This is a genomic window from Methanobacterium congolense (assembly GCF_900095295.1).
Taxonomy (GTDB): Archaea; Methanobacteriota; Methanobacteria; order Methanobacteriales; family Methanobacteriaceae; genus Methanobacterium_C; species Methanobacterium_C congolense.
Window position 1 is genome coordinate 1,718,719 of record NZ_LT607756.1, and the last position, 11,753, is coordinate 1,730,471.

An 11,753-nucleotide genomic window follows, 5' to 3' on the forward strand; every position below is an offset into this window, starting at 1 on the left:
CAGCTTTTAAGAATAATTAAAGCTTTTTATGGACATGTATAAATTATTAAGACGTTTGAAGCTGAAATAAGTTTCAATATAAATTTTTCAATGAAATCTTTATATGATTTTACTTCGTTAAATTCGGGTATTGATAACCACAAGTTCGCAATATTTATATATTTTAACTGACATATTATAAGATATGAAAGTGGAAGATGAAAGGTTAATAAAAAAGTGGTTTTTATTACGAAATATTGATGATGGAACCCAAGAATCTTATAAAACTTCACTTGACCAATATTGTGCTTTAATCGGAAAGACGCCCACTGAATTATATAAAGAAGCGGATAAAGAGGAAGAAGCGGGAATAAGGCCAATTAAAGCTAAAGTTACGGAATATTTACTAGAATATAAGGATTACCTCAAAAAAAGTGGAAAAGCTCCTACTACGGCAAAACTCTATTTTTCGGCAATAAAATCTTTTTATAAATCATTTGCTATTACCTTGCCAGAGATAAAAATGGATAGTGGCGACATTGGCTTAGAAAAAAATATAGGCAAACCATTATCTAAGAGTGATATACGAAGGCTAGCTAATGCGGCATCATCACGTGAACGTACATTGATTTATTTAATGAGTCTATCAGGTATGGGTCAACAAGAGGCTCGAGATTTAACAGTCAAAAATTTTCTAGATTCAGCTAGTCATGCTATTGGGAAACCAATAGAAGATGTATACGACTTATTTAAGTTGGAAGATGAAATTCTAAAAGAAATTTTAACTCTCCATATCACTCGTAAAAAAGTCAGATACAGATATATCACATTCATTCCGCCTGAGGCATCCAGAGAAATCATAAATTATCTAAAAGAACGTTGTTATGGGAGAAACGAAAAAGTTAGGGTAATTAACAACAATGACTACATTTTTTCAAGTAAAAATGGTGGTCAGATGTCTAGAGATAGTGTTGTAACGAATTTTCGCCGTATAGGTCTACTTGCTGGTTTTAAACGTGATAAAGGAGCATATAGTTACTGGAGAAGTCATGCTCTTCGTAAATATTTCATTTCAACTCTAATAAACAAAAAAGGCGAAAAAATAATAGCAGACTTCATGGCAGGACATAAAATAAACAACCAAGACAGAGCCTATTGGCAAGCAAACTCCGATGACCTGAAAAAAATGTACCAAGATGCCCTTCCTGCACTCTCCATAGATGAAGCAAATGTAAAAGACTATGAAACAAAAGAATATCGAGAAATAAAAGAAGAAAATCGAGAAATAAAAGAAGAAAACAGAATCTTAAGCGAAAAAATGAATAAGATTGAAACAGGCTCAGATGAACTAAAAAAAGCTTTTGCAGAAGTTTTAAAAAATGCAGATGGTTCATCTACAGAACTAAGACGTGAAAGTGAAATAAAACTTATTAGTGGGTTTGATAAGAAAAATGAACCTAAAAATGATTGAATCTTTTTTTTAAGTTAACGTTAAGTTATCCTCAATCTATTCGTATAGGGATACAGTCCCCCACATACTTCTTCTTCGATGTTTCCATGCTTCCTTTCAACGATTTAGGGGCCCGCCAAGCTTGCGCTTGGATCCTCCCGATGATTACATGTTTTTTCTTTTGTTTTTGTTAAATCTGGATCCCGCTTTGCCCTTGGCTTCGCACAAGGGACGGCACATTCGTGCCAATATTCGTGTATCTACTTATGTATAACCATATCGCTTGATTAATCTCTTGCTTATGTTTAAACTCTCTTTTTGAATTAAATAAAAAAAAGGAGAGGATATGGATGTTGGATATACCTAATGAACTAAAAGGAAAGGAACTAACAGCTTTTTTGGTTGAGCAGAGAGATAAATTGGTTGATTCCGTTTGTCAGGACCCTGCAGAATTAGAGAGATTTGTAGAATTGTGGGATAACAGTCTAGATATGCATGACTATTCCTTCAATAATTTGATTCTTGCATGGTTGCAATATCCTAAAGTCTCTATGCTTGCAGGGTTTCGTAAATGGGTAAGCTTAGGTAGAAGAGTACGAAAAGGTGAAAAGGCTATTAAAGTTCTAGCTCCTTTGACAAGGAAAATAAAGGATAATGACAGTGAAGAGGAAAATTTCATAATTACTGGATGGCGTTATGTCAATGTGTTTGATGTTAATCAAACTGAAGGAGATGAACTACAATTTGGACACTCAGATAAAATAACAGGGGACATTTCATTTGATAAACTCAAAGCTATATCACCTTTACCTGTAATTGTTGAGTATTCTGGTACAAGTAACGGAAATATAACAGCTAAGAGAATATTGGTTGCCCCAAAAGATAATGAAGCGGCTATGGTAGCTACACTAATCCATGAGATAGCACACTATAAACTGGACCATATTGAAAGTGAATTAGACAAAGAAACCAAAGAAGTAGAAAGTGAGACAGTATCATACATCGTAACTTCATATTTGGGCTTAAAAAATGAGAAATCCAAATATTACGTTGGTTCATGGAATGGTTCTGGAGATAAGCTACAAGGAAGAGGAAAAAAGATCATATCTGTAGCTGAATCAATCATCAAAGATATCAATTCCTTGAATTAATTAAAAAAAGGGGTGATTTGGATGGCTGATGGAATAAGAGAGAAGTCTCAATGTGTAGTTTGTGATAGGAATGTTGTGTCATCTTCAGATGGATGGAAATTTAAGACTTTTAGCCTCTGTATTGAGTGCATTAACAGGATGTTTCATATTCACTAGCTATCGGGGATTGGAAATTCCCTAAATTTCTTATTTTTTGAATTAACTACAATGGAGGTGATAAATTGATGAATCCATGGCTTGCATTAGTAATTGGTTTCGCTATAGCTATACTTATATTTGCATTTTGAGCAGGGTGCGGATAAGTCCTCACTCTATTTTTTCATGATAAACGGACACCATTGCTTAATATATTTATAAATACTCCGGGAATACTAGATGCGCCTATGATATACCAGTTATTAAACCTATTACTATGGTTACAATTGGACTTGAAATGATGGGGTTATCATGATTGTATTGACCAAATATTTAATATAGAATAACAATTTGAAGAATTATTAGTAAGATTATTCATTGTCCTGTAATTTTTGGAAATCAGCAAGCATTATTAGCAGATTAAATCCTTTCTTGGTAATCATATAATCTCCTCTTTCATGCCTCTGAAGTATAAGGTCTGTTTCTAGCAGTTTTTGTATGTGGAAGAGTAGATTACCGCCACGAAGTCCTGTCAATTCCGAAAGAGTGGAAAATGTTCTTGTCTCCGAGGCCATTGATTTGAGTATCTGTAGTCTCTGTTTATTGGATAATGGTTCGAGTACACTTTTAACGATATGTTCTTCTGGAATTGCAGAAATTTCAGTCCTTTTTTCTTTATTAGTGCTGTAGATTTGAAGTGAGCTAATGAGGTCTAATTGTTTGTTGAAAAGTGAGTTTACTTCTGAGAAACAAATATCACATTTATCGAAGGGTGCTCCTTTTCGAATTTCACTCAATTCTGCTTTTTTCTCTTCAATAACATCTTCCGGGACATTATCTTGCTTGATAAGATTTTCATTGTTTGCCAAGAAATTAGTAAATCTTGATTTACATGTTTCCCTCATCTCGCAGGGATCCACCATGCCCCGTTCTAAACAATTTTCTCTATCATCTGAAACATAATTTGTGATGGAATTCAAAAAATCCTTTTTTAAGTTGGCTAACATTAGATCCAGATATTCTTTGTTGGATCTTTCCATCAAACGTTTAATATCTTGATGTATTGACTCTAATTTTGCGTCAATGTCCACTCTTTTCTCACTGTAGATTTCTTCTACCTTCTCCATAAGATACTATTTCAATTTAATAAAGTATAAAGGTTCCCATTAAGACCCCCAAAGTCATCTTAGTAATTGAAATGTAGTAACTATATTTTACTGACCATCAAGTATATTATCATCTCGCGTCAATTATTATTTAGAATTAAAAAAGGCAGGTGATTATATTGGTATTGAGTACAGAAATGATGGATTCTATTGAAAAGAGTAATATAGTCTTTTTAGCGACTACAAACAAAGAAGATGATCCTAATGTGGTTCCAATAGGACTTGCCAGACCATTAGATAATGAAACAGTTTTGTTGGTTGCTAATTTCATGAAGAAAACATATGAAAATCTAAAAGAGAATCCAAAAGCCGCTATTGTTGTGGCAGATGTAACAAAATGCCCTTATCAGTTCAAAGGTAATGTGGAGATACATGAATCTGGTAAATATTTTGATGATGCTGTAGAGTGGGCAAAAAGTGTTATGGCTCAACTCAATCCCAAAGGTGCAGTTTTACTCAAAGTTGACGAAATTTATTCAGTACAACCCGGTCCAGATGCCGGTAAAAAAATAGAATGAACAGTTCATTTGACAATTAAAGAAAAAGAGGTGTGGTCATAATGATGATAAAATTCGATTTACAACATTTCTGTTGTGGTCCTAAAGGCTGTGAACTTGAAATAGAATATGGGAAAATGATTGATACAGAAGAATAAATGGGCTAGCCACTCCCATTCTACGTATAATTAAATGATTTGAATGTTTATTTAAAGAGGTTATAAATGGAGGAGAAAAAATGAGCGTAAAAGAAGAAATACATGCACAAATAGTAGGAGCACTTGCAGGAGCCAAATTTCCAATAGAAACACCCGAAGCACTTTTAGGGGCATTTCCAGATGGTGCAGAAACCACATGTAAATCTGGAGATGTGGAATTAAAAGCAGGAGATGCAGGAAAAGTTTTAACTGCAGATGATTTCCCATTTAAATCCGCCAAAGAAGTAGCAGACGTTATAGTGGATAGGGCAGGTTTGTAAATCCTATCCCTCTTTTTTTTCAATAGAATATAACAATTGTTACATAAAAATTTGAGTAGGTGATGCGGGTGAAAATAATAGTTACAGACGGAATGGGTAATGATGAAGAAAAAGAAATAAATTCAGAAAAAATAACTGGAAAAGAATTATTAGCAGAACTTGGAATCTCAGCATTCGAAGCCATGATCATGAAAAACAATGAAATAGTAAGGGAAAGTGAATTACTCACTAATCAAGACAAAATAAAGGTTCTGAATATGATTCATGGCGGCTAATGAAATAATCGTTATTATTCCATATTTGACAAATTCAATATTGAATCATTAATATACGCACATATCGTGATGGATAAATCTTTTTTTATTGTTAATTTAAGATTGAGCAAGGAAACCTATTATTAAGACCTAAATTTTAAGACCTAAATTTTGTTATTTTAATATATATTATAGGGTAGACCAAATATGGAAATTGAGTTATAGCAGTTATATAACCAAATAAGGTGTTCTAAAGCTGTTTTCAATAATGCTTTTTTTCTTCTTCTTTCATTTTTTCACATTCGAAAAATAATCATAATGAAATAAGGGTAGATAAACTTTATTTTCGATTTTTATTAGCTAATTGGAAGTTTTCATTTCTTACTAAATTTACCATTAATCGATGAAATTTCCTTTATTGGCATAGAAGATGCAATATTCAATAAATTCATCATTAGCTTTTAATGTCCGATATTCTCTTTTTATAGCCTTTGCAGTAATTTCAGGATTACTTTTTATTGATTTGTCAATCTTCATAATCTCTTGTAGACTTACTTCTCCTTTGATAATGTCTGTGATAAATGAAGTATTGTATCCCTTTTTGTCTTTCTTGTAAATTTTGAGTTTTTCTGCGATTTCCTTTGATGTTGCTTCTGTTTCACTGTAAAAATTGGTTATATGAATCCACAGATTTAGAGGATAAATACCAATGAATCTACTTCCCATAAAATAAGCTTCAGTATTTCTTTTATCTACAGGGATGATTTTGAACTCTTCTTTGATTTTTTTAGGAATATTCCCAAATACATATATCTCTTTTAGATTCAATAATGGTCTAGCACGATGTAATGCCTGATATTGTTCACTTTCTGATTTGAATTCATCAAAATAGGGCAGTTCGCAATATACATCTAAATCTATTTCTCCTTCATCAAATGCTTCAGAAAATGACGTTAAGGGCTTAGAATCAGCAGTTTCTTTAAGCCTAATAGGGTCAGGTATTTTTTCTTTACCTTCACCCCGAATACGTATAAATGACTCACCCGTAGTAGGGTCGTATATCTCAAATACACCATCTTTCTTTTTATATGTACGCCTATAGGTATCTTTTGGGCTGATTTCACCCATAGTAAGTTTGTTATACTCTTTCACTGTTTCTATAGGATTTGTCTGTGGTGTTCCAATTATGTACAGAACATCACAACGTTCTAGTTCATTAGATCCTCGTAAATTAAAAAAATAGTCAGTTTTGCCAATATCTACAAAATATTTTGTTAAACTCTTATAAGTGATTATCCCAACATTTGGATGTTTTCTTTTGGTTTTTTGAATATATCTCCTTAGTTTTTCTATTGACTCTACACCAGATTCTGTAAGTTCATTTTCAAGACCAAAAAACCCTCTTTTATAATAATAGTTGTCTTTATCCATTCGATAGATTTTTCTTTCTTTGTTTTTTAAGTTACTTTGATATATTTTTATTTTAACTTCTTTAAGAGATCCGAGTTCTTTACCTAATACCAGAGATCTAGGCTGTTTACTTTCTTCATAGGCATATCTACCATACATTAGGCGAAATAACTTCTCATCAAAACTAGCATCTAGCAGTATAATGGGCACACCTTGTCTTGCCAGGTCAAATATTTCATAAAAAAATGGTTCATCATAAAAAGAAATTTCTTCGTGTATACTTTTATAATAAGAGAATTTAAGTAATTCATAAACATTTAAAGAGCTTATCCTTTCAACATCAGCCCATTCTTCTTTATTAATAGCTTTTTTAAGAGCGGCATATCTAATTTTATTAATCTCTTTCTTGTTTTTTCTTATAAATTTAAAGAGGTCTTCGCCGGTGTCGATGTATAGATTTAGTTCGTATAATATATCTGCGAGACTATATTTTGAAATAACATCAGCTATTTCATTTAATTCATCAATATCGATATTAATTCTGTTATATCCTGTCATGGCTTCATCTAAAACAAGCATATTAAATTTAAATTCGAAGTCTTCTGTTACTCTATCGGTAGATAGATAATGATAGGGGGCAATAGCTTTCGCAGTGTCAAATTGTTTCCAATATGGACACTTGTTTTTATCACATCCTTGATAATCACAGATTAATCGTATAGGTACATTATGAGAACGTAACTTTTTAACTTTGGAATATATTTCACATTTTGTATCAAAATTCTTCCAATGTTCGGCTTTTAATCTTTCATATTCTCCCTTAAGAAGCTTATGAGTTCCTGTAACTACTATAAAATTCTCTTCTATTTTCAAAAAATCCATAACTGCATGAGTTTTACCAACACCTGGTTGAATATCCAAACAATGAATACCTGGAGATTCATAACCCATATACGGTAAAATAGCTCTAATTTCTTTCAAATTACTACCCAAATCCGGATAAATCTCGATTAATGGTTGATCTTCTACAATTATTTTCGCTACCATTATTAGCCCTCAATACAATTTTTAAAACAGCTAACGGCTCTTTTTTACCTATGTCTTCAGTCCAAATGTCAAAATCATTTATCTTATAACCTTTATTAACTATCACAGCAGCCACATAAACTGCCTTAGAATTATTAGACCCCTTAGACAGAATCTCAAAAGTTTCTGACGAGTTATGCTTTATAAAATCAATATAAGAACCCGCCTTCTTACTCCCTATTTTAACATTCATATCTAATCATCCTTTTGATTTGAATTAAAAAGAGGATAATCTCAACTATCCTGTAACTTAGATTCTAATAGTTTTAAGATATCATTAGTGTAATCTAAAGCATCCAATTGCTGAATTTTACAATCAATGAAAATGTCTCTCTCCAACTTCGAATCACACTCGCTAAAATAATCTAAATAGATGTCCAGTTCTATAAGGCTGCGTTTTAAACTATCGGCTATTTCCTTTATTTCTTCAAATTCTTTCTTCATATTATCACCTATATCATTCATTTTTATTTTGTTTCTAGCCTAAATGGCTCATATTTCTTGACTATCTCACTTTTGTATAAATCTATGAGTATGTTTATCGCATCACGAATGAGTTGATTCATTGAGATGTCTCCACCATGCTCTGAAACCTCATTCTGAATTTCTAAAAGCTTTTGCTTTTGTTCTTCGCTAATGAATATCAATTTAGCTTCATTATTATCTCTAGACATTATTCCCACCTCCCTATACATTTACAATATAAACTCCGTACGGCGGTAATATAAACATGTCGCCAAAACAGCCTAAGATAACGTTAACCTCATTAATAATGCCCATTAATATGAATTAACAAAAATAATGTTGAAATAAGACACAAAAATCACCCTATTCCCCTACCCTAACTGTAACATATACAATAACTTTTCATAGCTTTATAAATGCATTTCAAATCGTATACATGTATCTATAAGTAAATAAATGAATAAATAACTCGATATAGGGATAAATAAATAGAAATGTGATACGATAAAAAAAAGATTTGATTATATGCTGCTATTATTCCATCAAGCCAGTTTAAATATTAAATAGTAAAATTTAAGCTTCAGTTAATGAATACTATTTCTAGATAATATGGAAGCCCCCGCAGAAATAATCGAATTAGTAGATAAGTTTGAAAGAAACCTAGAAGCTTATAAAAACTCAAGTTACAAGGAAGAACAACTAAAACAAGAGTTCATCAATCCTTTTTTTAAAGCTCTAGGTTGGGATGTAGACAATACAGCAGGAGCAGCCCCACAATATCGAGATGTTATTTTTGAAGATTCAATCAAGATCTCCGGAGGTACAAGAGCACCCGATTACTGTTTTACGCTTGCAGGTAGGAAGATGTTCTTTGTAGAGGCCAAAAAGCCATCCGTAAATATAGACAAAGATATAAAACCATCTTATCAGCTCCGGCGATATGCGTGGAGTGCAAAACTGCCATTATCTATTCTAACCGATTTTGAAGAGCTTGCTGTTTATGATTCTCGGACCACTCCGAAGAAAACTGACCGAGCAAGTACTGGTAGAATAAAGTATTTGACCTACAAGGATTATGTGGACCAATGGGATTTTTTATATAATACGTTCTCTAGGGATGCAGTATTTAAGGGAGACTATGATAAGTACGCAGAATCCACTAAGAAGAAGAAGGGCACAACACTTGTAGATGACGAATTTCTATCAGAAATAGAAACTTGGAGAGAATTGTTAGCCAAAGAAATTGCCCTCAGAAACTCAGACTTAACCGTCGAAGAGTTAAACTATTCGGTACAACAAATAATTGACAGAATCATTTTTTTACGTATGGCTGAAGATAGGGGAGCCGAAAAATACGGACAGTTACAGAAACTCTTGGACAAACAAGAGATATATCAAGAATTATGCAGAATATGGAAGGCCGCAGACGAAAAATATAACTCAGGCCTATTCCACTTCAAGGAGGAAAAAGGACAGAATAGTCTCCCTGATACATTGACCCCACAGTTAAAAATCAAAGATGGCACATTCAAACAAATAATAAAGAATTTGTACTATCCCGATAGTCCTTATGAGTTTTCAGTACTATCACCTGAGATCCTTGGAAATGTATATGAACAGTTTCTGGGAAAAGTTATCAGACTAACAAAGGGTCACCAGGCCAAAGTCGAAGAAAAACCAGAAGTTAAAAAGGCGGGCGGAGTATTTTACACACCACAATACATAGTAGAATATATCGTAGAAAACACCATTGGTCAGTTATGCAAAGATAAAACGCCCCAAAAAGTTTCTGAACTTCGTATTTTAGACCCTGCCTGTGGATCCGGATCATTCTTACTTGGAGCTTACAACTACCTTTTAAACTGGCATTTAATATACTATTCTAATCTTAAAGATAAAAATCGCCTAAAAGACCAGATATATAAAGGAAAAAATGATGAATGGCACCTTACAATAAAAGAAAAAAAACGAATTTTACTAAACAACATTTACGGACTAGACATTGACCACCAAGCTGTCGAAGTAACTAAACTAAGTCTTCTATTAAAAGTCTTAGAAGGAGAAAACAAAGACTTACTAGAAGCCCAACAAAAACTTTACAAAGAAAGAGCATTACCAAACCTAGATGATAATATAAAATGTGGTAACACTTTAATAGGGCCAGAAATATATGATGAAACGAATTTCGTACTAACATCCGAAGACATTAAAAGAATTAACACATTTGATTGGGAGACAGAGTTTAGAGAAGTGATGAAACAAGGAGGTTTTGATGCAGTCATAGGAAATCCTCCTTATATTCGTATTCAGGCTATGAAAGAATGGGCTCCTTTTGAAGTTGAATTTTATAAGAGGAATTACGTTTCTGCTAGTAAGGGGAATTATGATGTCTATGTTGTTTTTGTTGAAAGGGGACTAGTTTTACTAAATGAAAATGGCAAATTAGGATTCATTCTACCACATAAATTTTTTAATGCTAAATATGGTCAATCATTACGCTCATTAATTGCAGAGGGAAACAATATAAATAAAATTGTGCATTTTGGTCATGAACAAATATTTGATAATGCTACCACTTATACAAATCTTTTATTCTTAACTAAATCCGTTAATAAGAGCTTTAAATTCATAAAAATTGAGGATTTAGATAAATGGCGAAGTTCTGGAAAGTGTATAGAAGGAGAAATAGATTTGAAGAAAGTTTCTAGTGATGAATGGAATTTTATTGTTGGAAAAGAAGGAGAGTTATTTGAAAAATTGAGTGAAATACCAACAAAACTAGGAGAATTAGCTAGAATTTTCCAAGGTTTAGTTACCGGTTCAGATAAGACCTTTATTTTTGAAATTTTAGGTATAGAAGGTCAATTTATAAAAGTAAGAGATATTAATGGATTGGAATGGGTTTTAGAGCAAGAAATCTTAAAACCTTTCATTAAAGATGTCAGTATCTCAACATTTGAATATCCTATACCACAACATTGTATTATATTTCCATATGATATTGAAGGCAAAGCAGAGTTGATTCCAAGCGAAATCATGAATAAAAAATATCCAAATACTTGGAAATATTTGAAAAAATTCAAAGATATTTTGAGAAATCGGGAGCGAGGAAAATGGAATCATGAAAGATGGTATGCATTTGGTAGAACTCAAAATTTAACTCAGATGGAAGAACCAAAAATTATCATCCAAGTAATCTCAAAAACAGGTAAATATGGTTACGATGATTCAGGAATATACTTTACTGGCGGAGGTAATGGTCCGTATTATGGAATCCGGTTTTTAAAAGAGGACAGTCCTTATTCATTACATTATTTACAAGGAATATTGAGTTCTAAGGTATTGGATTTTTATTTGCACAAGATAAGCAGCCCATTTCGTGGTGGCTATTGGTCTTATGGTAAACGCTTTATTGAAAAGTTACCAATTCGTAATATAGACTTTGATAAACAGGAAGATGTTGTTCTTCATGATAAAATGGTAGATTTAGTAAAACAAATGTTACAACTCCATAAAGACATTGATATAGCCAGAACTCCACAAAATAAGGAATTAATTCAGCGACAGATAGATGCAACTGATAAGCATATAGATAAGTTGGTTTATGAATTGTATGGGTTGACAGAAGATGAAATAAAGATTATTGAAGATGCTATGTAATAATAATATTAATATACAGAGG

Annotated in this window: 11 protein-coding genes; 6 read left to right on the forward strand and 5 right to left on the reverse strand. The window is 32.5% G+C overall.

What is annotated here, in order from left to right:
• Positions 1 to 184: 184 nt before the first annotated feature.
• Positions 185 to 1,450, forward strand: coding sequence for a tyrosine-type recombinase/integrase (locus MCBB_RS08210; RefSeq protein ID WP_071907305.1), 1,266 nt, complete (start codon positions 185 to 187; stop codon positions 1,448 to 1,450).
• A gap of 329 nt (positions 1,451 to 1,779) precedes the next feature.
• Positions 1,780 to 2,580: an ArdC family protein gene (locus MCBB_RS08215; protein ID WP_071907306.1), complete on the forward strand. Its 801-nt coding sequence runs from the start codon at positions 1,780 to 1,782 to the stop codon at positions 2,578 to 2,580.
• Between the two features lie 506 nt (positions 2,581 to 3,086).
• Here MCBB_RS08215 and MCBB_RS08220 read toward each other — a convergent pair.
• Positions 3,087 to 3,842, reverse strand: a complete 756-nt coding sequence (locus tag MCBB_RS08220; RefSeq protein WP_071907307.1) for a winged helix-turn-helix domain-containing protein — start codon at positions 3,840 to 3,842, stop codon at positions 3,087 to 3,089.
• Between the two features lie 158 nt (positions 3,843 to 4,000).
• On the opposite strand from MCBB_RS08220, the gene MCBB_RS08225 reads away from it, so the two are divergent.
• From MCBB_RS08225 to MCBB_RS08235, 3 genes are all read left to right on the forward strand, one after another.
• Entirely contained in the window at positions 4,001 to 4,399 is a 399-nt protein-coding gene (locus MCBB_RS08225) for a pyridoxamine 5'-phosphate oxidase family protein (protein ID WP_071907308.1), read from the forward strand.
• Between the two features lie 217 nt (positions 4,400 to 4,616).
• The gene (locus MCBB_RS08230; RefSeq protein ID WP_071907309.1) at positions 4,617 to 4,856 is read left to right on the forward strand and encodes an MTH865 family protein; all 240 of its coding nucleotides are present in this window, start codon (positions 4,617 to 4,619) and stop codon (positions 4,854 to 4,856) included.
• Between the two features lie 68 nt (positions 4,857 to 4,924).
• Entirely contained in the window at positions 4,925 to 5,131 is a 207-nt protein-coding gene (locus MCBB_RS08235; RefSeq protein ID WP_071907310.1) for a MoaD/ThiS family protein, read from the forward strand.
• Positions 5,132 to 5,506: 375 nt separating this feature from the next.
• On the opposite strand, the gene MCBB_RS08240 is transcribed toward MCBB_RS08235, so the two are convergent.
• Genes MCBB_RS08240 through MCBB_RS08255 form a run of 4 tightly spaced genes read right to left on the reverse strand, consistent with a single transcriptional unit; the run spans position 5,507 to position 8,280 of the window.
• A complete protein-coding gene (locus MCBB_RS08240; protein WP_071907311.1) occupies positions 5,507 to 7,567 on the reverse strand; it encodes a hypothetical protein in 2,061 nt (686 codons plus the stop codon).
• Positions 7,506 to 7,799 (reverse strand): hypothetical protein, encoded by a 294-nt coding sequence (locus MCBB_RS08245; RefSeq protein ID WP_071907312.1) that lies wholly within the window; start codon positions 7,797 to 7,799, stop codon positions 7,506 to 7,508. The genes MCBB_RS08240 and MCBB_RS08245 overlap by 62 nt, the downstream gene beginning before the upstream one ends.
• 41 nt (positions 7,800 to 7,840) lie before the next feature.
• Entirely contained in the window at positions 7,841 to 8,050 is a 210-nt protein-coding gene (locus MCBB_RS08250; protein ID WP_071907313.1) for a hypothetical protein, read from the reverse strand.
• Between the two features lie 23 nt (positions 8,051 to 8,073).
• The gene (locus MCBB_RS08255) at positions 8,074 to 8,280 is read right to left on the reverse strand and encodes a hypothetical protein (RefSeq protein WP_071907314.1); all 207 of its coding nucleotides are present in this window, start codon (positions 8,278 to 8,280) and stop codon (positions 8,074 to 8,076) included.
• A gap of 400 nt (positions 8,281 to 8,680) precedes the next feature.
• On the opposite strand from MCBB_RS08255, the gene MCBB_RS08260 reads away from it, so the two are divergent.
• Positions 8,681 to 11,731, forward strand: a complete 3,051-nt coding sequence (locus tag MCBB_RS08260; protein ID WP_071907315.1) for an Eco57I restriction-modification methylase domain-containing protein — start codon at positions 8,681 to 8,683, stop codon at positions 11,729 to 11,731.
• Positions 11,732 to 11,753: the final 22 nt, after the last annotated feature.

Coding starts and splice junctions, on each gene's coding strand:
- MCBB_RS08210 (WP_071907305.1), top strand. CDS start 185: ATGAAAGTGGAAGATGAAAGGTTAATAAAAAAGTGGTTTTTATTACGA.
- MCBB_RS08215 (WP_071907306.1), top strand. CDS start 1,780: ATGTTGGATATACCTAATGAACTAAAAGGAAAGGAACTAACAGCTTTT.
- MCBB_RS08220 (WP_071907307.1), bottom strand. CDS start 3,842: ATGGAGAAGGTAGAAGAAATCTACAGTGAGAAAAGAGTGGACATTGAC.
- MCBB_RS08230 (WP_071907309.1), top strand. CDS start 4,617: ATGAGCGTAAAAGAAGAAATACATGCACAAATAGTAGGAGCACTTGCA.
- MCBB_RS08240 (WP_071907311.1), bottom strand. CDS start 7,567: ATGGTAGCGAAAATAATTGTAGAAGATCAACCATTAATCGAGATTTAT.
- MCBB_RS08245 (WP_071907312.1), bottom strand. CDS start 7,799: ATGAATGTTAAAATAGGGAGTAAGAAGGCGGGTTCTTATATTGATTTT.
- MCBB_RS08250 (WP_071907313.1), bottom strand. CDS start 8,050: ATGAAGAAAGAATTTGAAGAAATAAAGGAAATAGCCGATAGTTTAAAA.
- MCBB_RS08255 (WP_071907314.1), bottom strand. CDS start 8,280: ATGTCTAGAGATAATAATGAAGCTAAATTGATATTCATTAGCGAAGAA.
- MCBB_RS08260 (WP_071907315.1), top strand. CDS start 8,681: ATGGAAGCCCCCGCAGAAATAATCGAATTAGTAGATAAGTTTGAAAGA.